Origin of the sequence: Actinoplanes lutulentus (genome assembly GCF_003259845.1) — a bacterium.
Taxonomy (GTDB): Bacteria; Actinomycetota; Actinomycetes; order Mycobacteriales; family Micromonosporaceae; genus Actinoplanes; species Actinoplanes lutulentus.
Map to the genome: position 1 here is coordinate 399,093 of NZ_QLMJ01000005.1, position 24,392 is coordinate 423,484.

Consider the following 24,392-nt stretch of genomic DNA (forward strand, 5'->3'; position numbering starts at 1 on the left):
CACCACCGTGAAGGCGGACGTGCGCGCACCACGCACAATGGGGAACAGATCCACTTCTACGCCCCCCTCGGAGTGATCGGTGAACCAACAGGTACCAGCCATCCTCGAGAACACCGCACCACCGAGCACGCTCTGGGCCCGGATGCGAGCCGACCCTCAGTACGCGCCTGAGCACCTCGCCCTGGAAGCGGTGCGCCGGCTCGGTCCGGAGGCCGCGCGCTGGCACGCCCGGATGCGTACCGAACGTCCTGATGCCGGTCCCGAGGAGCTCGCCGCCCTCGCCGTCAAACGCTTCACCACGCTGGCCCGGGTCTCCGGCGCCGTCTCGGGCGTGGCCGGCCTGCCCGGCGCGGTGATCGACGTCGGCGTGCTGGCCTGGACCCAGGCGCGGATGGTGCTGCACGTCGCGGCCGCTCATGGCGCCGACCCGACGGCTCCGGAGCGCGCCACCGAGCTGCTGGTCCTCCAGCGGGTGCACAAGGTCGCCGAGACCGCGCGGACCGCTCTGGGTGTCGCTGCCGGCCGCGAGCACGCCAGCCGGATCTTCACGGGCGCTTCCAGCGCCCCGATGGCCCGCGTCCTGGTCACCCTGGGCGTTCGTCTCGCGCAGATGGCTGGGGTACGCGCAGCCAAGCGCGTGGTCGTGAAGATGATCCCGCTCGGCGGCATGATCCTCGGCACCTGGGCGAACTCGGTGGCGACCCGTGACCTGGCCCGTCGCGCCCGGGAGCACTACCGCAAGGGCTAAGTAATCCGGATACCCGCCCGAACGTCCTGACGTGCGGGAAATCCGTCGGAAGTCCATGCTGATCCTGTTGGCCGCGTCGCTGTCGCTGCTGCTGCTGGTCGCGGGCTGCTCGTCGGCGGATTCGCCGGCACCGTCCGCGACCGAGGACCGCAGCGGCACCGACTGGATCAACACGGACGCCGGCAAGCGGACCCCGTCGCCGGCGACCCGGTACGGCACGGCGTCACCCACCCCGGAGGTGACGCTGCCGACAGCCGCCACCACCACGTCGCCGACGGCGAAGGCGAGCCCGTCCTGCACCACGCCGCCGAAAGGCGCCGGCGGGATCAACGGGCTGGACGTGCGGCCGAGCAGTACCAGCGCCATCGTGACCTGGTACTACCCGGGCGGCGGCAACATCGTCGATTACCGGGTGACCGCGTTCAGCCAGGACCTGATCGCGGGCGAGCAGGAGCCGGTCGGCTGGGCCACGGTGACCCCGGTCACCTGCGGAGACCTGAGCGCGACGGTCACCGGCCTGACCCCCGCGACGAACTACATCTTCGTCGTCGACAAGGTGATGACACACGCGAGTGGCGTGGACGGCACGTACGCGAAGACGATCGCACGCTCGGGCGTGGTGAGCACCACCTGAGCTCCACTCCTGCGGGAGCAGCCGTTGGCGGGATGACTCTCTAAGCTTCCCGGAATGGAAGCCATCGTCGACGTGGTCGTGCTCGTAACGATCTCCGTGGTCGGCGCCGCACTGGCCCGACGCCTCGGCTTCGTGGCGCCGCTGGTTCTGCTGGTCGCCGGCCTGGCGCTCTCGTACCTGCCCGGGTTCCCGGAAGCGCACCTGGAGCCGGAGCTGGTCCTGATCGGGATCCTGCCGCCGCTGCTCTACGTGGCGGCGTTGCAGACCTCGGTGCCCGCGTTCCGCCTCGCGCTACGACCGATCCTGCTGCTCGCCGTGGGCCTGGTGACGCTGACGGCGTTCGTGGTCGGTTATCTCGTACACATGCTGTTGCCTGAAGTGCCGCTCGCGGCGTGCGTCGCGCTCGGCGCGATCGTCGCCCCGCCGGACGCGGTCTCCGCGACGGCGATCGCGCGCCGGGTCGGGTTACCGCGCCGGGTGGTCACGATCCTGGAGGGCGAGAGCCTGCTCAACGACGCGACCGCGCTGGTCATGGTGCGGGTCGCGGCGGGCGCGCTCGGCGGTCTGGCGGTCGGTTTCACCGACATCGCCACCGAGGTGGCGCTGAAGGCCGGCGGCGGCCTGGCGATCGGGTTCGCGATGGCGGTCGGGGCCGCCTGGCTGCACCGCAAGATCGAGGACTCGCTGCTGGACGACGCGGTGTCGATCCTCACGCCGTTCGTCGTGGTGATCGTCGCCGAGAAACTGCACACGTCGAGCGTGGTGGCCGTGGTGATCGCCGGGCTCTACCTGGGCCACCGGATGCCGTACCTGTTGTCGCCGACCTCCCGGCTGCAGATGGAGGCGGTCTGGCGGCTGGTCAGCTTCCTGCTGGAAGGTGTGGTCTTCCTCCTGGTCGGCCTGCAGCTGCGCAGCGTGGTGGGCAGCATCGAGACCGACATGAGGACCACGCTGCAGGTCACCGGCACGGTCTTCGCCGCGCTGGTGCTGCTCCGGTTCGCGTGGATGTACCCGGCCACGTACCTGGCCCGGCTCGTGCCGCGGATCCGCAACCGCGAGGAGCGTCCCCGCCCGGCCGTACCGACCGTGATCGCCTGGGCCGGCATGCGCGGCGTGGTGACCCTCGCCGCCGCGCAGACGCTGCCGGTGCCCGGGGAGAACGGCGTGCCTGAATACCCGCGGGAGCTCTTCATCTTCGTCGCCTTCGCGATCATCGTGCTGACCCTGCTGATCCAGGGCACCACGCTGCCCACGCTGGCCCGGGTGCTGAAGGTCAAGGAGGACAACAGCAGCCAGGACGCCCTCGCCGAGGCCGGCGTCCAGCACACCGCGAGCCGGGCCGCTCTGGAAGCGCTCGACGCGCACTCCTCCAGCGCGCCGACCGCCGTGGTGGAACGACTGCGCGGCCTGATGGAGAGCCGTTCCAACAACGCCTGGGAACGGCTGGGCAGCCAGCAGCAGGAAACCCCGTCGGCAGCGTACGGTCGTCTCCGGCGAGAGATGATCAAAGCCGAACGGCACGTCTTCAAGATCGCCCGCAATGAGGGGCGAATCCCGGAAGAGGTGCTGGTACGCGCCCAGCGTGAGCTCGACCTCGAAGAATCCCAGCTGCAACGGAGTGAGCATTGACCTGTGAGCACCTGAAGGAGGCCGGCAACCCGGCCCCGCTCGCGCCCTACGACGGCGGATGCCCCCAGTGCGTCGCCGGTGGCTTCAGCGACTGGGTGCACCTGCGCGCCTGCCTCACCTGCGGGTACGTCGGATGCTGCGACTCCTCCCCGCGGCGACACATGTCGCTGCATCACGACGAGACGAGCCACCCGGTGATGCGTTCCTACGAGCCGGGGGAGACCTGGCGCTGGTGTTACGTGGACCAGCAGCTGGGCTGACCGGCTTCAAGGATCAGCTTCGGGACGACCCGGCCGGCTCGCGGATCAGCGCGCCGTCGACGTAGCAGTACTGCCACCCGTCGCCGTCCTGCAACGAGCGGATGATCGGGTGCCCGGTGTCGGCGAAATGCGCGTCCGCGTGCTTGTTGACCGAGTCGTTGCAGCAGCCGACCTCGCCGCAGGTGAGGCACATCCGCAGCTGCACCCACGTGTCGCCGGACTCGACGCACTGCGGGCAGACGTCGGTGTCGGTCTCGGTGATCTGGATCCGGTCCATGTGGGTGCAGGCCGTGCTGATCGTCTCCTCCCGCACGTACCGCCAGCGGTCGTGCAGGAGCCGGTCGGGCAGGAACCGGGCGAGCATCCGTGAGTTGGTCGCCAGGATCGGCGCCAGCACGGCGAGGATCAGCACGTACAGCGCGATGAACGGGCCGATCCGCTCGTCCAGGCCGGCGCCGAGAGCGAGCGTGGCCAGGATCAGTGAGAACTCGCCACGCCCCAGCACGGTCAGGCCGACGTTCGCCGCGCCGCGCTGGTTCAGGCCGAACAGCCTCGCGGTGATCAGGCCGGCCGTCACGTTGGTGCACACCGTGATGGCGACCGCGATCAGCACCGGTACCAGCACCCCTCCGATCGCGCCGACGTCGATGCTCATGCCGAACGCGATGAAGAAGACCGCCGCGAAGACGTCCCGCAGCGGCAGCACCAGGCGTTCCGCCCGCTCCTTCACCGACGAGCGGGCCACCACCAGGCCGATCATCAGGGCGCCGATCGCGTCCGAGACACCCACCTCGGCGGAGAGCCCGGCGACCAGCACGACCAGGCCGACCATCAGGATGGCGAGCAGCTCGTCCTCGCGGCTGTCGATCACCTTGCCGACCAGCCGGGCGCCCCAGCGGGCGACCGCGAAGAGCAGCGCCAGGTAACCGAAGCTGATGCCGATCCGCAGCGCCAGCTCGCCGGCCGAGTCGGCGCCGGACAGGATCGGCGTGAGCAGGGCCAGGTAGAGGGCGAGGAACAGGTCCTCGATCACGATCACGCCGAGGATCACCGGCGTCTCGGCGTTGGCCAGCCGGCGCAGCTCGATGAGCAGTTTCGTGGCGATCGCCGACGACGAGATGCCCACCGCGCCGGCGATGACGAACGCCTCGGAGGTGCCCCAGCCGAGCGCGAAGCCCAGGCCCAGGCCGGCGCCGATGTTGATCCCGATGTACGCCCCGGCCGCCGCGAAGAGGCGTTTGCCGCTGCCCAGCACCTGCTCGACGGGGAATTCCACGCCCAGGTGGAACAGCAGCAGCACCAGCCCCAGCAGGGCCAGCATGTCCAGGTCCTCGGGGTGGTCGAAGAGAACCAGCCCCGGGGTGAAGGGGCCGAGCAGGATGCCGGCGAGCATGAAGAACGGCACGGTGGGCAGCCCGAAGCGGCGGCCGAGCCGGGCCAGCAGGCCGGCGGCCAGGATCAGGGCGCCGAGACCGATGAGATTCGCGTGCACGAGCCTGCCCTAGTCGGTGAAGAACGTGCCGGCGAGCACCGCGCCGACCTTGCGGGCCTGCTCCTCGGTCAGCTCCAGGACGGCGCCCGGCTCGTCCCCGCTGTTCTCGAAGACGTAGAGGTGACGCTTGCCGTCACGGGAAACCACGATGGACACGCGCTGGCCGCCACCGCCGAGCGCGATGTCGTACCGGGTGCCGACCCCGGGAAGTTCCTGGATGTGAACGCCTTTACCCATAGGCGGGGATCCTAACGGTGCTTTCTGACAGCTGTGGTTCCTGAAGGTTTGTGTGACGAGAGATAACACCGGCCAACCGGACAGTCGGACCGCCGATCGCGGTCACATCCGGGGAGAATTACGGCAGGACGCGGTCGGTCAGGGTTAGCTCCACCGATTGGTGGGCATTGCAGCCCGCGCCGGTCGTGCGCGCGGAGATGACCGAGGGGTAGGAGCAACCGATATGCAGGTCTGGCCTGGTCACCGGTATCCACTGGGTGCTACTTACGACGGGACGGGCACGAACTTCGCGATCTATTCCGAGGTTGCCGAGGCGGTGGAGCTCTGCCTCTTCGACGCGTCGGGCAACGAGCGCAAGGTTCAGCTGCACGAGCAGGACGCCTTCGTCTGGCACGCGTACCTGCCGGGTGTCGAGCCGGGTCAGCGGTACGGCTACCGGGTGTACGGGCAGTACGAGCCACACCGGGGCCTGCGCTGCAACCCGCACAAGCTGCTGCTCGACCCGTACGCACGAGCCGTCGACTCGGATATCAAGTGGCACCCGTCGATGTACGCGTACGACATGGCGAACCCGGACCAGATGTCGGACCTGGACTCGGCGCAGTACATGCCGAAGGCCGTGGTGGTGAACCCGTACTTCGACTGGGGCAACGACCGGCGGCCGGACATCCCGTACCACCACTCGGTGATCTACGAGACGCACGTGAAGGGTCTGACCCAGCGGCACCCGGAGATCCCGCGGGACATGCGGGGCACCTATTCGGCGATAGGGCATCCGGCGATCATCGAGCACCTCAAGGGCCTCGGCGTGACCGCTGTCGAGCTGATGCCGGTGCACCAGTTCGTCCACGACAACCGCCTCGACGACCTGGGGCTGCGCAACTACTGGGGTTACAACACGCTCAGCTTCTTCGCGCCGTACCACGGGTACTCGTCGACCGGGACGCTCGGTCAGCAGACCCAGGAGTTCCGCGGCATGGTGAAAGCGCTGCACGCGGCCGGCATGGAAGTCATCCTCGACGTGGTCTACAACCACACCGCCGAGGGCAACCACCTGGGCCCGACGCTGTCGCTGAAAGGCATCGACAACCGGACGTACTACCGGCTCGTCGAGGACCAGCCGCAGTTCTACATGGACTACACCGGCACCGGTAACAGCCTGAACGTGCGCAGCCCGCAGAGCCTCCAGCTGATCATGGACTCGCTGCGGTACTGGGTGACCGAGATGCACGTCGACGGCTTCCGCTTCGACCTCGCCTCGACGCTCGCGCGCGAGTTCTACGACGTCGACCGGCTCTCCACGTTCTTCGAGGTGGTCCAGCAGGACCCGGTGGTCGGCCAGGTGAAGCTGATCGCCGAGCCCTGGGACGTCGGCCCCGGCGGTTACCAGGTCGGCAACTTCCCGCCGAACTGGACCGAGTGGAACGGGAAATACCGGGACACGGTCCGCGACTTCTGGCGCGGTGAGCCGGCCACCCTGGCCGAGTTCGCCAGCCGGATCACCGGCTCCGCCGACCTCTACCAGGACGACGGCCGCAAGCCGTTCCACTCGATCAACTTCGTGACGGCGCACGACGGGTTCACGCTCAACGACCTGGTCGCGTACAACGACAAGCACAACGAGGCCAACGGCGAGGAGAACCGGGACGGCGAGAGCCACAACCGGTCCTGGAACTGCGGCATCGAGGGCCCGACCGACGACGCGAAGGTCCTGGAGCTGCGGGCTCGCCAGCGCCGCAACTTCCTGGCCACGCTGATGCTCAGCCAGGGCGTCCCGATGATCTCGCACGGTGACGAGCTGGGCCGTACCCAGCAGGGCAACAACAACGCGTACTGCCAGGACGATGAGATCAGCTGGATCGACTGGGAGAACGCCGACGAGCACCTGCTGGAGTTCGCCCGCAAGCTGACCGCGTTCCGCCACCGGCACCAGGTCTTCCAGCGCCGCCGGTTCTTCACCGGCCTGCCGGTGACCGCGCGCGGCGGCGGCGACCCGCTGCCGGACCTGGAGTGGTTCACCCCGGACGGACGGCCGATGGCCGGCGACGACTGGGGCAACGACTTCGGCCGGGCGGTCGCGCTCTTCGTCAACGGCGAGGGCATCCGCGAACGCGGCCAGTACGGCCAGCGCCACGTGGACAGCTCGTTCCTGCTCTTCTTCAACGCGCACGACGCGCCGCTCGAGTTCACCACGCCTCCCGCTGAGTACGGGGAGAAGTGGGAGAAGGTCATCGAAACCGCCGAGCCGTCGCCGGACAACCCATCGGTCGTCGAAGGCGGCCACAGCATCTGGGTCCCGGACCGGTCTCTCATCGTGCTCGACAGGACGGTCTGATGCGCCCCAGCAGTACTTACCGAGTCCAGATCCGCCCCGACTTCCCGCTGACGGCCACCGCTGAGATCGCTGATTACCTGGCCGATCTAGGGGTGAGCCACCTCTACTCGGCACCGCTGCTCACATCGGCGCCCGGTTCCGAGCACGGTTACGACGTGGTGGATCACTCGCAGGTCAACCCGGCGCTGGGTGGCGCCGAGGGGCTGCGGGCGCTGAGCGAGGCGCTCAAGGGCGCCGGACTGGGCCTGATCGCCGACATCGTGCCCAACCACGCGGGCGTCGCCGTCCCGGCCGCCAACCCGACGTGGTGGGACGTGCTCAAGAACGGCCAGAAATCCGCCTACGCGCACTTCTACGACATCGACTGGTCCCGGGGACGCCTCCTGCTCCCGGTCCTCGCCGACTCGGACACCGCTCTGGACGACCTGCGGATCGAGAACGGCGAACTGCACTACTTCGACAAGCGGTACCCGATCGCCGACGGCACCGGTGACGGCAGCCCGCGCGAGGTGCACGACCGGCAGAGCTACGAGCTGGTCAACTGGACCCGCGGCGACAGCGAGATCAACTACCGGCGGTTCTTCGCGATCGTCGAGCTGGCCGCGCTGCGGGTGGAGGACCCGGACGTCTTCGACGCCACCCACGCCGAGATCCTGCGCTGGTACAACGAGGGCATCATCCAGGGCATCCGGGTCGACCACCCGGACGGCCTGCGTGACCCCGGCGGATACTTCACCCGGCTCCGCGAGGCCGCCCCGGAGGCCTGGCTGGTGGTCGAGAAGATCCTGGAGCCGGGCGAGAAGATGCCCGGCTGGCCGGTCGCCGGCACCACCGGGTACGACGCGATGGCCGAGGTGAACGGCGTCTTCGTCGACGGTCACACCGAGACGTTCTTCGACACCCTCGACCACCACCTGACCGGGACCGAGACGTCCTGGCAGGACCTGGTGCACCAGACCAAGAAGACCGTCGCCACCACGCTGCTCGCCGCCGAGCTGGCCCGCCTGGCCCGGTTCGTGCCGGACATCCCGGACGCGCCCCGCGCCCTGGCCGAGCTGGCCGCCTGCTTCCCGGTCTACCGCTCGTACCTGCCGTTCGGCGGCCGCCACCTGGCACAGGCCCGGTCCGAGGCGGGACGTCGCAACCCGCATCTGATCGGCGTGCTGGACAAGCTGACCGCCCGGCTGCGCAACCCGGACGACGAACTGGCGATCCGGTTCCAGCAGTTCACCGGCGCGGTGATGGCCAAGGGCGTGGAGGACACCGCGTTCTACCGCTGGACCCGCTTCGTCGCTCGCAACGAGGTCGGCAACGACCCGGCCGACTTCGCCGTCACCACCGACGAGTTCCACGAGGCCGCCGAGGAACGCCAGAACGACTGGCCGGACTCGATGACCTCGCTGGAGACCCACGACACCAAGCGCGGCGAGGACCTGCGTGCCCGTCTCGCCGTCCTCTCCGAGGTGCCCGGTGACTGGACCGAGGTCGTTCGCCGCTGGGTCCGGATCGCTCCGCTCCCGGATCCCTCGCTGGCTCATCTGATCTGGCAGGTCGCGGTGGGTGCGTGGCCGGTCTCCCGAGAGCGACTGCAGGCGTACGCCTTGAAGGCCGCCCGTGAGGCCGGAGCAGCGACCACCTGGCAGCGCCCGGACGAGGCGTTCGAGCAGGCGCTGCGGCAGATGGTCGACCAGATCTACGACGACCCGGCGCTGCACCGCGAGATCTCTGATTTCGCGGCGTCGATCGCGCCGCCCGGCTGGTCCAACTCGCTCGGGCAGAAACTGGTGCAGCTCACCATGCCCGGCGTGCCCGACGTCTACCAGGGCAGTGAGCTCTGGGACCACTCGCTGGTCGACCCGGACAACCGGCGGACTGTCGACTTCGCGCAGCGCCGCGAGCTGCTCGGCCGCATCGACGACGGCTGGCTGCCGCCGGTGGACGAGACCGCAGCGGCCAAGCTGCTGGTCACCAGCCGGGTGCTGCGCCTGCGCCGGCAGCGCCCCGAGCTGTTCACCGGTTACCGCCCGGTCTTCGCCGACGGCCGGGTCGGCGAGCACGTGCTCGCCTTCGACCGCGGCGGCGCGGTGGCGGTGGCGACCCGCCTGCCGGTCGGATTGTCACGACACGGCGGCTGGCACGACACGACCCTTTCACTCGACGGACACAGTTGGACGGAAGTGTTCACGAATACCAGTTACGGTGGCAATCGCCTGGCTGTGGCCGAGCTTCTGCACACGTATCCCGTCGCGCTCCTGGTGAAAGAATGACTGTCTTCGAAGTCTGGGCACCTGAGAAAACTCCCCGTCTGCTGATCGGCGGGCAGGAGCACGCGATGGAGGCCGGTGAGTCCGGCTGGTGGCGTCTCGACGTGCCCGACGCCGGCCCCGGCGCCGATTACGCGTTCCTGCTCCCGGACTTCCCGACCCCGCTGCCCGACCCGCGCTCGCCCTGGCAGCCGGACGGGGTGCACGGGCCGAGCCGGGTCTACGACCACGCCGATTTCGCCTGGACCGACCAGGGCTGGAGCGGCCGGCAACTGCCCGGCGCGGTGCTGTACGAGCTGCACATCGGCACGTTCACGCCGGAGGGCACGTTCGACGCCGCCATCGAGCGGCTGGACCACCTCGTCGAGCTCGGTGTCGACCTGGTCGAGCTGCTGCCGGTCAACGCGTTCAACGGCACCTACAACTGGGGTTACGACGGCGTCTGCTGGTACGCGCCGCAGGAGACCTACGGCGGCCCGGACGGGCTGAAGCGCTTCGTCGACGCGGCACACGCGAAGGGCCTCGGCGTCGTCCTCGACGTGGTCTACAACCACTTCGGGCCCAGCGGGGCGTACGCGCCGATGTTCGCGCCGTATCTCTCCACCGGCAGCAACACCTGGGGCAGCTCGCTGAACCTGGACGGGCCGGAATCGGACAGCGTCCGGCGGTACATCGCGGACAGCGTGCTGATGTGGCTGCGGGACTACCACGTCGACGGCCTGCGGCTGGACGCCGTGCACGCGCTGCACGACGAGGGCGCCGTGCACCTGCTGGAGCTGCTCGCCATCGAGGTCGAGTCGCTCTCCGCGCACGTGCGGCGGCCGCTCACGCTGATCGCCGAGTCGGACCTCAACGACGCCAAGCTGATCACCCCGCGGGAGGCCGGCGGTTACGGCCTGCACGCCCAGTGGGACGATGACGTGCACCACGCCCTGCACGCCCTGCTGACCGGCGAGCGTCAGGGTTACTACGGCGACTTCGGGTCGCTGGACTGTCTGCGTACCGTCCTGGAAGGCGCGTTCTTCCACGCCGGGACCTGGTCGAGTTTCCGCGGGCGGCGGCACGGCCGGCCGGTCGACCGGCAGCGCACCGCCGGGCACCGGTTCGTCGCGTTCCTGCAGAACCATGACCAGATCGGCAACCGGGCGATCGGCGACCGGCTCACCGCGAGCCTCTCGCCCGGCCTGCTCAAGGTCGGCGCGACGCTGCTGCTGACCTCGCCGTTCACCCCGATGCTCTTCATGGGCGAGGAATGGGCGGCAACCAGCCCCTGGCAGTTCTTCACCAGCCACCCCGAGCCGGACCTGGCCGCCGCCGTGCAGACCGGACGGCGCCGCGAGTTCGCCCGGCACGGCTGGGACGAGGCCGACGTGCCCGACCCGCAGGACCCGGCCACCTTCGAGCGTTCCAAGCTGGACTGGTCCGAGCCGGAAAAGCCCGGCCATGCCGAGATCCTGGACCTCTACAAGCGGCTGATCAAGGTACGCCGGGCCGTCCCGGACCTCACCGACCCGTGGCTCAGCGACGTCGAGGTCTGGCACGGCGACCAGCACGTGGTGATCCGCCGCGGGTCGTACGTGGTGGTGGCGAACCTGGCCGGGGTGGAGCAGACGGTCAGCGTCCGCTCGCCCGTGCGCTCGGTGCTGTTCACCACCGAGCAGGGTGTCGTGGTCCAGCGTGACCGGCTGGTGCTTCCGGCGGAGAGTGCGGCAGTGGTCGCGGTGCGGTGACGCGTACCCAAGGGGCTGGGAAAGGCTGGGGAGCACGGGCCGTGAGGCGCGGCATCGTGCTGTACCGGCGGGTGTCGCCGCGTCTCGCGACCCGCTGCCGTTACACGCCCACCTGCAGTGCCTATGCGCTGGAGGCGATCGAGCGGTACGGGCTCGGCAAGGGCGGGCGGATGGCGCTGGCCCGGCTGGCGCGGTGTGGGCCGCGGGTCCCTTTCGGTACCTCGGACCCCGTTCCGTGACATCGGTGTAGCACCATGTCCGGCATGGTCGACCGGGACGAGAGTGAGATTGAACCGGTGGGGCGGCGGTTCCGGCAGTGGACGCCGCCGGATCTGCCGTGGCTGCGCCGCCGGATCGTCCCGCCTCTCGATGTGACCGCCGAGGAGATCGCCTCACGGGACATCGCCGAGCAGGAGGTCTTCGAGGAGGTCATCGAGGAGGTTCAGCTTCGCTCGATCGCCGACTGGGAGTACCGGTTCCGGGCGTGGCGGCTCGCCGGGCTGGGCCTGCTGCTGGTGGTCGTGCTGGTGGTGACGATGAGCCGGCTGCTGGTCGGCGGGCCGCCGTCGGTGGCCGAGCTGCGCGAGCAGGCCGGAGTGGACACCTGGACCACGCTGGACATCGGCGTGAAGGACGACCAATACGGGACGGCGTTCTTCGATACCAAGTCGCGGTTGTGGTCGGGGTTCGACATCGACATCGCTTACATGATCGCGGAGGACCTCGGGTTCCGCCGGGACGACGTGCGGTTCTACGGGATGGAGAGCGAGGACCGCGCCCGGATGCAGGCGAACGACGCCAAGGGCAACCGGGTGCCGGTGCAGCTGGTGATAGCCAGTTACAGCGTGACCGATGCGCGTCGGGCTGCCGGGGTCAAATTCTCGGCGCCCTACCTGTTCACCGAGCAGTCGGTGATCACGCTCAAGGATCATGCGCCGGTCTCGGCGCTGCAGGATCTTTACCGCAAGAAGGTCTGCACCTTGTCCACATCGACGAGTCAGACCGCACTGGACGACGTCAAGGCCATCGTGTCGCGGAAGAACCGGGTCCGGGAGTGCTTCGCCGAGCTTGATAAGGGTGAAGTGGATGCGATCAGCACGGACGCGGCGATCCTGGCGGGGTGGAAACACAAATTTCCCGAAAAATACGTACATTGGGATTTGGGTCTTGATTCGGTCGAGCGGTGGGGGATCAACGTCGGTGACAACCCGGCGCTGGAGAAGCTCGTCAACCTGACGCTGTACCGGTCCTACGCGGACCCGGCCGACGACCGCTGGGAGCTGGCCTACCAGAAGAACCTCCAGTCCGAGATCGACGACGACAAGCCGGTCCCGATCGCCGAAGGCATGCAGCCCCGCGTCGAACGCCCCGACGTGCGGCACCTGCCCTGGGAGGATCCGCTGGGATGAGTGAGATTCACACCGGCGCTGTCTCCAAGGAGCGGCACGGCGCCCGGCCCCGCTATCGCGCCGAGCTCAACTGGCTGCTCGCCGTCCTACCTGGTTTCCCGCTGCTGCTGCTCGTGCTCCGGCTCTGGTACCTCAGCCGTCAGGACATGGCCACGATGTTGCTGCTCGTGCAGTACATCAATCCGCTCGGGATGGTCGGCGCGCTCTTCATCACGCTCAGCTGGACCATCCCGGCGGCCATCCTCGTGGTCCGGATGCTCGGCGGCATTCTGCTGGTCAGTGTGCCGGGGCATGCCGGGACGTCGTACCTGGCGGTGGCCGCGCTGCGGATGCCCGGCTGGGTGGTGGCGGTGGCCGCGATGATCGCCGCGTTCACCTGGCAGTTGCAGCTGCTGCCGCTGCTCGCGCTGCTGGTCGTCGCGATCCTCGGACTGACCGCGGCGCAGAGCGTCCAGGGCGAGCGCGTGCTGATGTTCTGGATCACGATCGGCGTACCGGTGGTGGTGGGTGTGCTGGTTTGGATCTTCGTCTGGCCGGGCATCGTCCAGGCTGTGAACGGTGGCGAGTGGTCCACTGCCGCTCTGCTCGCCCTGCCACCGTTGTTCGGTCCGGTGCTCACCGGGCCGGTGCCGGCCAAGTGGGCGCGGATGGCGACGTACTGGCCGGCGATCGGTGCGGCGTTCGCCCTGCCGTTCGTGGTCGGCGTGGTCTTCCTGCGCGCCCCGGTCCTGCCCGACAGCGCCGTCGAGGTGGGCGCCGAGGGCAAGGCCATCACTGTCGTACGCGGACAGCTGATCTCGGTGGACGACAACTCCACCACGATGCTGGAGGCGGACGGCGAAGTGGAGTTCATCCCCAACGGCGAGGTGCGATCCCGGACCCTCTGCCCGGACACGGCACCGCCTTCGTACAGCGGTGTGACGGTCCGCGGATGGCCCGTGGAGGCATCGGCGCTACGGTGGATCGCACCGACACGAGCGGTGACCGAAGTCGATCCAAGATGCCTGGGACGTCCCCTTGATCCGAGCTGAGTGTATTTTCGACAACGACATGTGCGACGCGCCGCCCACCACGTGCAGACAGCGTGGCATCGACCTGGCAGGCTGCACGCCATGACCTTGCACCTCCGGTGGGCGGCCGTCACCGACCAAGGACACGTCCGGAGCAACAACGAGGACTGTCACTACGCCGGTGACAACCTCCTTGTTGTTGCCGACGGCATGGGCGGGATGGCCGCCGGCGATCTCGCCAGTCGCCTCGCCATCGAAGCCATGGTCTCGCTCGACGTGCCGATCGCCACCGACCACCAGATGGACGCGCTGCACAAGGCGCTGGAGACGGCCAACGGCCGGATCGCCGAGCAGGTCGCTGCCGACCCGAGCCTTCAGGGGATGGGCACCACGCTGACGGCGGTGCTCTTCAACGGCGAGCGGGCGGCCATGGCCCACGTCGGCGACTCGCGTGCGTACCTTCTCCGCGACGGCCGGCTCAACCAGCTGACCAAGGACGACACGTACGTCCAGATGCTGATCGACCAGGGCCTGCTCAAGCCCGAGGAAGCGGCCGGGCATCCACGCCGGGCCGTGGTGACCCGGGTCCTGCAGGGCGAGCCGGTCACTCCCGCGTACGTCATCGTGGAGCCGCAGCCCGGTGACCGCTGGCTGCTGTGCAGCGACGGTCTCACCGGCGTTGTCACCGACGCGACGCTGGAGCAGGAGATGCGCAGTGTGCCCGACCCGAAGTCGTGCTCGGAGCGCCTCGTCGACCTCGCGCTGCGCGGCGGCGGCCCCGACAATGTGACCGTTCTGGTCGCGGACGTGACCGCCGGAGACTGACCAGGTATTTTACTCCGGCCGCGGTACATCGGGCGCGGCCGGAGAAAATCTGGTGGTGATTGCGAGCGTGGTCGTTCTCGCCGACCTGGCTCAGCTCGTCGTCGGGCTGATAGCCGCGGTCACCTGCCTGATCGCCGCCCGGGGCCGGGCCGGGGTTCCCCGGCACTGGCGGCACCTCGCCGCGGGCGGGCTGCTGGTCTGGTCACTGACCCGGCTGTGGATCTCCGACCCGCCGGAGCTCGTCTCCGACCTGGGCTTTCTCGTGCTGCCGGCCTGCATGCTGGTCGGGCTGCTGGCCGCCGCGCACACCCGGCCCCGGCCGGTGCCGACATCGCCGCGGCGCGACCAGCTCGCCCTGATCATCGACAGCGTGCTGATCACCGGGTCGCTGCTGGCGCTGATCTGGTCGTTCTGTGACGACGTCGCCGCCGGCTGGCCGGTCGCGTACCCGATCGTCGACCTGGTCCTGGTCACCATGGTCGTGCTGCTGCTGACCACCCGGCCCGACTCGCCGGCCGGGCGACGCCCGCTCGTGCTGATCGGGGCCGCGATACTCGCGTTCGGCACCGGCGACACGCTGCGCCTTCTGGACACCGGGCCGGCCTGGCTGGAAGTCACCGGGCACCTGCTCGGGCCGGTGTTCATCGCCCTCGCGGCGCTCAACCCGGCCCGGCCGGTCGTCGTGGGGCCGGACACCACGCTGCTCGAACACCCCTGGTTGCATCTGCTGCTGCCGTACGGGCCGGTGGTGGTGGTCGGGGGACTGCTCGTGGCGCAGACGATCGGCGGGGAGCCGCTGACCGCGTCTCAGGCGTACCTCGGCTGGTTCGGCCTGGCCCTCGTCGTCACCCGGCAGATGCTCACCATCATGGACAACACCGTGCTGCTCGACCGGATCGCCGAGGCGCAGCAGCGGTTGCACCATCAGGCGTACCACGATCCGCTGACCGGGCTCGCGAACCGGGCGCTGTTCCGGGAACGGCTCGGCCTGGCACTGGAGGCGAACCAGAGCCGCGGCGCGCCGGTCGCGGTGCTCTTCGCCGACCTCGACGACTTCAAGCTGATCAACGACACGTTCGGGCACGCGATGGGCGATCGGGTGCTCACCGCGGTCGGGGAGCGGATGCGGTCGTGCGTACGGTCGCAGGATCTGGTGGCCCGGCTCGGCGGTGACGAGTTCGCGGTCGTGCTCGGCTTCGGATTCGAGACAGCGCAGGCTCCGCGCCGGCGCCGCGGCCGGTTCCGGCCACGACGGTACGTGTTGTCGGCCGCCGGGGTACGCGTCCACGACGGGATGGATCGGCGGGTCTCGGCGGGACGCGTCACGGCGGAGTTGCCGTACCCGGTCTGGGTCGCCGAGGCTGAGGCGATCGGCCAGCGGATGCTCGCCGAGCTGCGGGAGCCGTACCAGATCGACGGCCGCTCGGTCGGCGTCGGCGTCAGCGTCGGCCTGGTCGCGGCCGAACCCGGCGACCGGCTCTCCGCCGACATCCTGCTGCGCCGCGCCGACGCCGCGATGTACGCGGTGAAGCGGCGCGGCAAGGGCGCCCTGGTGACCTATGCCGGCCCGCGCGACTCCACCCCGAACGCCGACCTGCCGCAACTGCTCGCCGGCGCGCTCTCCGACGGCGGAAGCCCGGCCGAGGCCGGCTTCCAGGTGTACTACCAGCCGATCGTGCGGCTGTCGGACTCGACCACGGTGGCCGTCGAAGCCCTGGCCCGGTGGACCGACCCGGTTGCCGGCCCGGTGCACCCCGACGTCTTCGTCACCATGGCCGAGCGGACCGGCCTGGTCGCCGCGATCGACGACTTCGTCCTCGACCAGGCCTGCGCCGACGCGGCCCGGCTCGCCGAGGTCTACGGCCGCCCGATCGACATCCACGTCAACGTGTCGGCCGGCCGCCTCGGGCAGCAGGGTCTGCAGGAGGCGGTGTCGGCAGCGCTGCAACGCCACGGTGTGCCCGCGTCCCGGCTGATCGTGGAGATCACCGAGACGCTGCGGATCCCGGACCTTCCCCGCGCCGCCGCCGTTCTGACCTCGTTGCGGGGACTCGGGGTGCGGATCGCGCTGGACGATTTCGGGAGCGGGTACAACGCGCTCGCCCAGCTGCACTCGATGCCGGTCGACATCGTGAAACTGGACTCGACGCTGACAGATGTGGACGCGGAGCCGGATCGGGCCGGCGCGTTGTGCCGGTCGGTGCTGGCGATTTGCGCGGAGCTGGGGATCGCCGTGGTGGCCGAAGGGCTGGAGACGGTCGAGCGGTCGTCGGGGATGGCGGCGCTGGGGTGTCCGCTGGGCCAGGGTTATCTGTTCGGCCCCCCGGTCCCCCTGAACCGCCTGACCCCGACGCCCTGAACAGGGGTTTCGCGCCTTTTCGGCGGAGTCGGCGGGCCCTCATAGATCTTGTGAGTCTGAGCCGTCGGGGCAACCACAAGCTCACAAGATCCGCCGGGATGCCGCGATGTGGGGTTAGCGGGAGCGGGGGTTCAGGCGGCGGGTCGGGGTTGCCGTCGTCGGGTCCTCGGGCCAGGGGTGGCGGGGGTATCGGCCTCGGAGCTCCGCCCGCACCTGCGGATAGCCCTGTACCCAGAACGACGCCAGGTCGCGGGTCACCGCTACCGGGCGGCCGGCCGGGGAGAGCAGATGCAGTAGCACCGGGATCCGGCCTTCGGCCAGCCTGGGTGCCGAACGCCAGCCGAACGCCTCCTGGACCTTCACGGCCAGCACCGGCGCGGCCGGGTCCGCGTAGTCCACGCGCACGTTCGACCCGCTCGGCACCGGCAGGCGTTCCGGGGCTACCTCGTCGAGGCGGCCCGCCACCGACCAGGGCAGCAGGCGGCGCAGGCCGTGTGCCACGTCGACCTTCGTCAGGTCGGCGCGGCGGCGTGCGGTGCGCAGGTCGAGCCAGTCGGCCGCCGATGCGAGCAGGGCAGAATCGGACACGTCGGGCCAGGGTGACCCGAGGGCCGCGTGGGCGAACGCCAGCCGTTCGCGGAGCTCGGACGCGGTCCGGGTCCAGGTCAGCAGGCTCAGGCCCTCGTCGCGCAGGCCGGTGAGCAGGGCTTCCTGGAGCAGTTCCGGGTCGGGGCGGGTGATCCGTACGCTGGTCAGGGTTATCGCGCCGAGCCTTCGCACCTGCCGGGCGACCACGTCGCCGTCGATCCAGCCGATCTCGGTGGCGTCGGTGAGCAGGGTGGCGGCCACCTCCCGCGCGGTGGCTTCGTCCAGGGGCGCGGCGCTGCGGATTCTCGCGGTGCGGGATCCGGCCGCGCGCTCCGCGCCGGCCACGGCCAGCCAGGGTGCGCCCATCAGCGAGCTGCCGCCGCTCAGCTCCGCGGCGGTTCCGCCCACCATGAGGTACGCGGAACCGCCCGGTTCGCGAGCTTTAGCCACCCGTTCCGGAAAGGCGAGCCCGACGATCAGTCCGGCCGCGAGGTCGTCCGGGATCCGGGTGTCTGCCATGCCATTGGAAGCGGGGGTTGTGGAGCTTGACCGGGTCAGGGTTGCCGTCAATCTCCGTACCTCGGCCTGGAAGGGTGGGTCGTTCGCGGCGCGCGCGCGGCGCCAGAGGGTGACCACGTCGTCGCCGGCGGATCTGTCGTCGTCGATGGTTGCGATGATCTCGGCGGCGCGGCGGGGGCCGACCAGGGTGGAGCCGTCGAGCAGGGCGCGCGCGAGGCGGGGGTGCAGGCCCGCGTCGGACAGGGCGCGGCCACGGAGCGTGACTTTGCCGTCGTCGCCGATCGCGCCGAGGTCGTGCAGGACGGACGTGGCGGCGCGCAGCGCGCCCTGCGGAGGCTGGTCGGGGAGGGCGAGGCCGGTGCCGTCGGGGTGGCCCCACAGCGCGAGGTCGAGGGCAAAACCGGTCAGGTCGGCTGCGGCGATTTCGGGTTCGGGCTGGGCCGGCAGGCGGTCGTGCAGCGCTTGGGGCCAGCAGCGGTAGACGCGGCCAGGCGCTTCACGGCCGGCGCGACCGGCGCGCTGCTCGGCACTCGCGCGGGATACCGGCACCGTGGCCAGGGTGCCCAGGCCTCGGGAGTGATCCATCCGGGGTACCCGGCTGAGCCCGGCGTCGACGACGGCTCGCACGCCGGGGACGGTGAGGCTGCTCTCGGCGATCGCGGTGGAGAGGATCACCCGGCGGCCTTGGCCGGGTCGTAGTGCGGCGTCCTGGGCAGAACCGGACTGGCGGCCGTGCAGGGTGATCACTTCGGCGTCGACCCGGAGGCGGCCGGCCACGATGTCGATCTCGCGGGCGCCGGGGAGGAAGACCAAAATGTCGCCGTCACCCTCGGTGAGCGCGCGGCGGATCGTGGCGGCGACGTGATCGAGCAGGCGTGGATCGACGCGCACGCCGAGCGGCGGGGCGACCGGGCCGGGCGGCGGCGCCCAGATGACCTCGACCGGATAGGTGCGAGCGTGGGCGGTGAGTACCGGAGCGGGGTCGCCGAGGACCGCTGCCAGCCGATCAGAATCGGCCGTCGCTGACGTCGCGAGCAGTTGCAGCTCGGGGCGGAGCTCGGCGCGGACCTCGGCCAGGAACGCGATCGCGAGGTCCGAATCGAGGTGCCGTTCGTGGCACTCGTCGAGCATCACGACGGCGGTGCCGGCCAACTCCGGATCGTGCTGGAGGCGACGAACCAGCAGACCGGTCGTCACCACCTCGACGACGGTGTCCTTGGAGACCTGACGGTCGCCGCGGACGGCGTAACCCACCCGGCCGCCGACGCGCTCGCCGATCAGCGACGCCATCCGCCGGGCCGCGGCCCGGGCGGCGACCCGGCGCGGCTCGGCCACGATGATCCGATTCTGCTCCGAGGCGAGAGCCAGGGGTACGAGTGTGGTCTTGCCCGTTCCCGGCGGAGCGACGAGGACGGCCGCTCCGGCCCGCTGGAGCGTCGCGACCACCTCGGGCAGCACGGGGCGGACCGGAAGATCGGGGAGCGCTTCGGCGGGTATCAGCACGGGCAAGGTTCCGTTCATGTTTCGTGGCAATGTGTCTGTTAATTCTTGCGTCTGCCTATCCAATCGGCGGACGCTGCCTGCTTGACTGATCAACATTGACGAGGGGGTGACGGTGGAGAGCTTCAACGCGTTACCTGCTGAGCGTCTCAAGAGTGAGTTGCTCGCCTGTTTGGCGGCGCCGGCCTGGGGAGCTGAGGTCGCCGCCAAGCGACCGTACCGTGACCGTGCCGAGCTGTTCGCCGCCGCGGATGCCGCGGCTGCCGGGCTGAGCTGGGACGATGTGCTTCTCGGGCTGTCCGCGCACCCGAGGATCGGCGAGCGTGCCGCCGGGGCGTCGAAAGAGGCGGCCTGGTCGAGGGCCGAGCAGTCGGCTGCCGCTGCCTCTACGGATAAGTCGGAACTTATTGAAGCCAATCGGCTTTATGAGGATAAGTTCGGGTACGTGTTTTTGATCTTCGCGAGTGGCCGCAGCCAGGCCGAGATCCTGGCGGCGGCTCGGGAGCGGCTCGGCAACGATCCGCTCGCTGAGCGGGCCGTGGTCCAGGGTGAACTGCGCAAGATCGCGCTGCTCCGGCTGGAGCGGGTGCTTGATGCCCTCTGACGACGGCACGGCCGCCGAGTTCCACGCCCGGATCTCGACACACATCCTGGACACCGTCACCGGTGACCCGGCCCGCGACGTATACGTCCGGCTGGAACGCCGCGACTCCGAGGGCTGGCAGACCGTGGCCGAGGGGCGCACCGACGGCGACGGCCGGTTCCGTTTCCAGGTCCCGGTCCGCGACTGGCAGGCCGGTGGTTACCGCCTCTTCTTCTACGTGGAGCCTTATCTCGGCGCGGACAGCTTCTTCCCGGAGATCACCGTCGCTTTCCACGTCCACGACCCGGACCGTCACTACCACGTGCCGCTGCTGCTCAGCCGGTACGGCTACACCACATATCGAGGGAGTTAGACCGTTGGCGATCGTGCTCGGACCCAACCGATACGGCAAAGCGGAGACCCGGCTCGTCCGGGTTTTCCGCAACGGTGACACCCACGGCCTGGTCGACCTCAACGTCAGCGTCGCCCTCTCCGGCGACCTGGAGGCGACCCACGCCACCGGCGACAACTCCGGGGTTCTTCCGACGGACACGATGAAGAACACCGTGTACGCCTTCGCGAAGGAGCACGGAGTCGGTGAGCCGGAGGAGTTCGCGCTCCTGCTGGCCCGGCACTTCGTGGAGAGCCAGCCACAGGTGCACGGCGCCAAGGTGTCGATCGAGTCGTACGCGTGGGACCGGCTGGGGCCGCACTCTTTCTCGAAGCGTGGCGATTACACGCGGACGGCCGTGGTGAACGTCAGTGACGCCGGCACCCAGGTGGTTTCCGGGGTCATCGGGCTGACGCTGCTGAACTCGACGGCGTCGGAGTTCCACGGGTTCCCCCGGGACAAGTACACGACGCTGCCGGAGGCGACCGACCGGATCCTCGCCACGGCGGTGGATGCCCGGTGGCGGCACGCCGGTTTGTCGGCGGACTGGGCTGCCTCATTCGGCGGGGCACTGGACGCGCTCAAAAGCGGATTTGTCGGTACCTATAGCTATTCACTGCAGCAAACGCTGATGGCGATGGGCACCAGCGTGCTGACCGAACGGGAGGAGATCGCCGAGGTGCGGCTGGCGCTGCCCAACAAGCACCACTACCTCGTCGATCTGTCGCCGTTCGACCTGACGAACGAGAACGAGGTGTTCATCGCGGGCGATCGGCCCTATGGGCTGATCGAGGGCTCGGTCGTGCGGGATGACGCGCCGGCGGCGACGACGGAGTGGTGGCTGTGATCATCATTGAGAACGTCGCGGTGGCGACGGTCGACGGCGCGGGGACCGAGTACGCGGACGGTCACGTCGTCATCAGTGAGGACGGCCGGATCACGGCCGTCGGCGCGGGGCGCTATGGCGACATTTACGACAAATCCGAAAAGTCGGGGCAAGACGCTCTGCGGGTTGTCGACGGCACCGGCTGTCTCGTCACCCCGGGGCTGGTGAACTCCCATCACCACCTCTACCAGTGGGCGACCCGCGGCCTCGCGCTCGACGAGACCCTCTTCGGCTGGCTCACCACGCTCTACCCGGTCTGGGGCCGGCTCGACGCCGACGTGGTCGGCGCGGCGGCCGGCGCCGGTCTCGGCTGGCTCGCGCTCTCCGGCTGCACCACCTCGATGGACCACCACTACGTCTTCCCGCGGGAGGGCGGCGACGTCCTGGAGGCCGAGATCCTGGCGGCCCGTCGCGTCGGGCTCCGGTTCCACCCGACCCGCGGCTCGATGGACCTGAGCCAGAAGGACGGCGGCCTTCCGCCGGACAACGTGGTCGAGGAGACCGACGAGGCCCTCGCCGCCACCGAGGCCGCGATCGACCGCTGGCACGACCCGTCGCCGGACTCGATGCTGCAGATCGCAGTGGCGCCGTGCTCGCCGTTCTCGGTCACCACCCGTCTCATGGAGGAGGCGGCGGTGCTGGCGCGGCGCAAGGGCGTACGGCTGCACACCCACCTCGCCGAGACCGACGACGAGGAGGCGTTCTGCCAGGACCGCTTCGGCTGCACCCCGACGGAGTACGCCGAACGCGTCGGCTGGCTCGGTGATGACGTCTGGCTGGCCCACGGCGTGCACTTCGACGACTCGGCGATCAAGAAACTGGGCGCTACCGGTACCGGGATCGCACATTGCCCGAGCTCCAATGCTCGGCTGGGTGCGGGGTCGGCGCGCGTACGGGAGCTGCTCGACCACCGCGTACCCGTCGGCCTAGGTGTGGACGGCGCCGCGTCGCAGGAGTCCTCGCGTCTGTCCGACGAGTTGAAGCAGGCGCTCTACACGGCCCGGCAGCGCGGCGGCCCGCAGTCGATGACCGCCCGCGAGACGTTGCGGATGGGCACGATGGGCGGCGCGCAGTGCCTGGGCCGGCAGAACGACATCGGCTCGATCGAGGTCGGCAAGCTGGCCGACCTGGTGCTGTGGCGCCTTGACGGCCTGGGCCACGAGGGCATCGACGACAAGGTGGCGGCGCTGGTCTTCGGCCCGCCGGCGCCGGTCGAACTGGCCCTGGTCGGTGGCAAGCCGGTGGTGGAACGGGGTGAGCTCGTCAACGTGGACGAGGAGACCCTGACCCGGGAGGCGCGGCGGGTGCATCGTAAGCTGCTGCCGGGTTAACGGTATACCGTTAACCGTCGCATGATCCCGGTGCCCGTGCGGAACCATGAGCGTGAATAATGCTCGACTACGGTACGGGGGAGTAACCACACCGAGAGGAACCGTCAACGATGACCGAGATCCTGTCCGACGAGGCCGTGGCGTTCGTCGCCGACCTGAACCGGCGATTCCGGCCTCGCCGCAACGAGCTTCTTGAGGCTCGCGCCACCCGCCGCGCGGAGATCGCGGCCGGCGCCAGCCTCGGCTTCCTCGCGGAGACGGCGGACATCCGTGCCGCCGAGTGGACCGCCCCGCCGGCACCGGCCGACCTCCAGGACCGGCGCGTCGAGATCACCGGCCCGACCGAGCGCAAGATGACGATCAACGCGCTCAACTCGGGTGCCAAGGTGTGGCTCGCCGACCTGGAGGACGCGAACACGCCGCACTGGTCGAACGTGGTCGACGGCCAGCAGAACCTGTACGACGCGATTCGTCGGACTATTTCGCTGGAAACCGAGAAGAAGACCTACGAACTCGGCGATGGTCCCTACCCCACCATCGTGATGCGCCCGCGCGGCTGGCACCTCGACGAGCGGCACCTGCCGGTCGACGACGAGCCGGCCGTCGGCGCACTCGTCGACTTCGGCCTCTACTTCTTCCACAACGCCGCTGAGCTGCTCTCCCGTGGCAGCGGGCCGTACTTCTACCTGCCGAAGATGGAGTCGCACAAAGAGGCCGCCCTCTGGAACGACGTCTTCACCTACGCCCAGGAGAAGCTCGGCATCCCGGTCGGGACCATCCGCGCCACCGTGCTGATCGAGACGATCCCGGCCGCGTTCGAGATGGAGGAGATTCTGTACGCGCTCCGGCCGCACATCTCCGGCCTGAACGCGGGTCGCTGGGACTACCTGTTCAGCATCATCAAGTACTTCCGGGACAACCCGAACATGATCCTGCCGGACCGGGCTGCCGTGACGATGACGGCGCCGTTCATGCGCGCGTACTCCGAACTGCTCGTCTCCACCTGCCACCGCCGTGGCGCGTTCGCGATGGGCGGCATGGCCGCGTTCATCCCGAGCCGCCGCGACCCGGAGGTCAACAAGGTGGCGCTCACCAAGGTCCGCGAGGACAAGGAGCGCGAGGCCGGCGACGGTTTCGACGGCTCCTGGGTGGCCCACCCCGACCTCGTGCCGGTCTGCGCGGAGATCTTCGACCGGGTGCTCGGCGACAAGCCGAACCAGCTGGACAAGCAGCGCCCGGACGTGGCCGTTTCCGCGCACGACCTGCTGGGGGTCTCCTCGCTGAAGGCCTCGGTCACCGCGGCCGGCCTGCGCAACAACGTCAACGTCGCGCTGCAATATCTCGAGGCCTGGCTGCGCGGCAACGGCGCGGTCGGCATCCACAACCTGATGGAGGACGCCGCCACCGCTGAGATCTCGCGCTCACAGGTGTGGCAGTGGATCCACAACGGGGTACGCCTCGAGGACGGCACGTTGATCACCGCCGAGCTGGTCGGCCGGATCGAGGACGAGGAACTCGCCGCGATCCGCGAGTCGATCGGCGACGAGGCGTGGACGGCGGGCCGCTACGACGACGCTCGCAAGCTGTTCGAACGGGTCGCCCTGGCCGACGACTTCGCGGACTTCTTGACGAGCGCCGCTTACGACTCGATCGACTGATTTC

Annotated in this window: 19 protein-coding genes and 1 pseudogene; 17 read left to right on the forward strand and 3 right to left on the reverse strand. The window is 69.6% G+C overall.

Features of this window, described 5'->3' with window-relative positions; genetic code table 11:
* The first annotated feature begins 79 nt into the window (after positions 1–79).
* From B0I29_RS14585 to B0I29_RS14600, 4 genes are read left to right on the forward strand one after another with little or no spacing between them, the layout of a single operon-like run.
* Positions 80–748 (forward strand): EcsC family protein, encoded by a 669-nt coding sequence (locus B0I29_RS14585; protein ID WP_111649480.1) that lies wholly within the window; start codon positions 80–82, stop codon positions 746–748.
* 55 nt (positions 749–803) lie between these two features.
* A complete protein-coding gene (locus B0I29_RS14590; RefSeq protein ID WP_111649481.1) occupies positions 804–1,382 on the forward strand; it encodes a fibronectin type III domain-containing protein in 579 nt (192 codons plus the stop codon).
* A 54-nt stretch (positions 1,383–1,436) separates the two neighbouring features.
* Positions 1,437–3,011: a Na+/H+ antiporter gene (locus B0I29_RS14595; RefSeq protein WP_111649482.1), complete on the forward strand. Its 1,575-nt coding sequence runs from the start codon at positions 1,437–1,439 to the stop codon at positions 3,009–3,011.
* Positions 3,008–3,271, forward strand: coding sequence for a UBP-type zinc finger domain-containing protein (locus B0I29_RS14600; protein ID WP_111649483.1), 264 nt, complete (start codon positions 3,008–3,010; stop codon positions 3,269–3,271). Before B0I29_RS14595 ends, B0I29_RS14600 begins: the two co-directional genes overlap by 4 nt.
* A 13-nt stretch (positions 3,272–3,284) precedes the next feature.
* On the opposite strand, the gene B0I29_RS14605 is transcribed toward B0I29_RS14600, so the two are convergent.
* Entirely contained in the window at positions 3,285–4,763 is a 1,479-nt protein-coding gene (locus tag B0I29_RS14605; RefSeq protein WP_111649484.1) for a cation:proton antiporter domain-containing protein, read from the reverse strand.
* Between the two features lie 9 nt (positions 4,764–4,772).
* On the reverse strand, positions 4,773–5,000 hold the full coding sequence (locus B0I29_RS14610; RefSeq protein ID WP_111649485.1) for a cation:proton antiporter regulatory subunit: 228 nt from the start codon (positions 4,998–5,000) through the stop codon (positions 4,773–4,775).
* A gap of 223 nt (positions 5,001–5,223) precedes the next feature.
* On the opposite strand from B0I29_RS14610, the gene glgX reads away from it, so the two are divergent.
* The 8 genes from glgX to B0I29_RS14650 all read left to right on the forward strand — a co-directional run bounded on the left by glgX (position 5,224) and on the right by B0I29_RS14650 (position 16,932).
* Positions 5,224–7,335: a glycogen debranching protein GlgX gene (gene glgX, locus B0I29_RS14615; protein ID WP_111649486.1), complete on the forward strand. Its 2,112-nt coding sequence runs from the start codon at positions 5,224–5,226 to the stop codon at positions 7,333–7,335.
* The gene (treY, locus tag B0I29_RS14620) at positions 7,335–9,602 is read left to right on the forward strand and encodes a malto-oligosyltrehalose synthase (RefSeq protein ID WP_111649487.1); all 2,268 of its coding nucleotides are present in this window, start codon (positions 7,335–7,337) and stop codon (positions 9,600–9,602) included. The genes glgX and treY overlap by 1 nt, the downstream gene beginning before the upstream one ends.
* Complete coding sequence (gene treZ / locus B0I29_RS14625; protein WP_111649488.1) at positions 9,599–11,329, forward strand: malto-oligosyltrehalose trehalohydrolase; 1,731 nt, start codon at positions 9,599–9,601, stop codon at positions 11,327–11,329. The genes treY and treZ overlap by 4 nt, the downstream gene beginning before the upstream one ends.
* Before the next feature lie 41 nt (positions 11,330–11,370).
* A complete protein-coding gene (yidD, locus tag B0I29_RS14630) occupies positions 11,371–11,568 on the forward strand; it encodes a membrane protein insertion efficiency factor YidD (protein ID WP_111649489.1) in 198 nt (65 codons plus the stop codon).
* 24 nt (positions 11,569–11,592) lie between these two features.
* Positions 11,593–12,738 carry a transporter substrate-binding domain-containing protein gene (locus tag B0I29_RS14635; RefSeq protein ID WP_245972524.1) on the forward strand — a complete coding sequence of 382 codons (1,146 nt, stop codon included), beginning with the start codon at positions 11,593–11,595 and terminating at the stop codon, positions 12,736–12,738.
* Positions 12,735–13,769 (forward strand): hypothetical protein, encoded by a 1,035-nt coding sequence (locus B0I29_RS14640; RefSeq protein WP_111649491.1) that lies wholly within the window; start codon positions 12,735–12,737, stop codon positions 13,767–13,769. Before B0I29_RS14635 ends, B0I29_RS14640 begins: the two co-directional genes overlap by 4 nt.
* Positions 13,770–13,850: 81 nt before the next feature.
* Positions 13,851–14,573, forward strand: coding sequence for a PP2C family protein-serine/threonine phosphatase (locus tag B0I29_RS14645; protein WP_111649492.1), 723 nt, complete (start codon positions 13,851–13,853; stop codon positions 14,571–14,573).
* Between the two features lie 55 nt (positions 14,574–14,628).
* Entirely contained in the window at positions 14,629–16,932 is a 2,304-nt protein-coding gene (locus tag B0I29_RS14650; RefSeq protein WP_245972525.1) for a putative bifunctional diguanylate cyclase/phosphodiesterase, read from the forward strand.
* Between the two features lie 114 nt (positions 16,933–17,046).
* On the opposite strand, the gene hrpB is transcribed toward B0I29_RS14650, so the two are convergent.
* Positions 17,047–19,536 (reverse strand): ATP-dependent helicase HrpB, encoded by a 2,490-nt coding sequence (gene hrpB, locus B0I29_RS14655; protein WP_220091327.1) that lies wholly within the window; start codon positions 19,534–19,536, stop codon positions 17,047–17,049.
* Positions 19,537–19,654: 118 nt separating this feature from the next.
* On the opposite strand from hrpB, the gene uraD reads away from it, so the two are divergent.
* From uraD to aceB, 5 genes and pseudogenes are all read left to right on the forward strand, one after another.
* Positions 19,655–20,143 carry a 2-oxo-4-hydroxy-4-carboxy-5-ureidoimidazoline decarboxylase gene (gene uraD, locus B0I29_RS14660; RefSeq protein WP_111649644.1) on the forward strand — a complete coding sequence of 163 codons (489 nt, stop codon included), beginning with the start codon at positions 19,655–19,657 and terminating at the stop codon, positions 20,141–20,143.
* Positions 20,133–20,495, forward strand: coding sequence for a hydroxyisourate hydrolase (gene uraH, locus B0I29_RS14665; protein ID WP_111649494.1), 363 nt, complete (start codon positions 20,133–20,135; stop codon positions 20,493–20,495). The genes uraD and uraH overlap by 11 nt, the downstream gene beginning before the upstream one ends.
* A gap of 13 nt (positions 20,496–20,508) precedes the next feature.
* The gene (pucL, locus tag B0I29_RS14670) at positions 20,509–21,360 is read left to right on the forward strand and encodes a factor-independent urate hydroxylase (RefSeq protein ID WP_245972526.1); all 852 of its coding nucleotides are present in this window, start codon (positions 20,509–20,511) and stop codon (positions 21,358–21,360) included.
* Positions 21,357–22,730: an 8-oxoguanine deaminase gene (locus tag B0I29_RS14675; protein ID WP_111649645.1), complete on the forward strand. Its 1,374-nt coding sequence runs from the start codon at positions 21,357–21,359 to the stop codon at positions 22,728–22,730. Before pucL ends, B0I29_RS14675 begins: the two co-directional genes overlap by 4 nt.
* Before the next feature lie 107 nt (positions 22,731–22,837).
* Positions 22,838–24,388, forward strand: a pseudogene (aceB, locus tag B0I29_RS14680) (malate synthase A); the annotation flags it as partial.
* Positions 24,389–24,392 lie beyond the last annotated feature (4 nt).

Excerpts from the sequence above, each read along its gene's own strand:
- B0I29_RS14635 (WP_245972524.1), top strand. The coding sequence starts at position 11,593 with ATGGTCGACCGGGACGAGAGTGAGATTGAACCGGTGGGGCGGCGGTTC.
- uraH (WP_111649494.1), top strand. The coding sequence starts at position 20,133 with ATGCCCTCTGACGACGGCACGGCCGCCGAGTTCCACGCCCGGATCTCG.
- treZ (WP_111649488.1), top strand. The coding sequence starts at position 9,599 with ATGACTGTCTTCGAAGTCTGGGCACCTGAGAAAACTCCCCGTCTGCTG.
- glgX (WP_111649486.1), top strand. The coding sequence starts at position 5,224 with ATGCAGGTCTGGCCTGGTCACCGGTATCCACTGGGTGCTACTTACGAC.
- B0I29_RS14590 (WP_111649481.1), top strand. The coding sequence starts at position 804 with ATGCTGATCCTGTTGGCCGCGTCGCTGTCGCTGCTGCTGCTGGTCGCG.
- B0I29_RS14645 (WP_111649492.1), top strand. The coding sequence starts at position 13,851 with ATGACCTTGCACCTCCGGTGGGCGGCCGTCACCGACCAAGGACACGTC.
- treY (WP_111649487.1), top strand. The coding sequence starts at position 7,335 with ATGCGCCCCAGCAGTACTTACCGAGTCCAGATCCGCCCCGACTTCCCG.
- B0I29_RS14595 (WP_111649482.1), top strand. The coding sequence starts at position 1,437 with ATGGAAGCCATCGTCGACGTGGTCGTGCTCGTAACGATCTCCGTGGTC.
- B0I29_RS14640 (WP_111649491.1), top strand. The coding sequence starts at position 12,735 with ATGAGTGAGATTCACACCGGCGCTGTCTCCAAGGAGCGGCACGGCGCC.
- B0I29_RS14610 (WP_111649485.1), bottom strand. The coding sequence starts at position 5,000 with ATGGGTAAAGGCGTTCACATCCAGGAACTTCCCGGGGTCGGCACCCGG.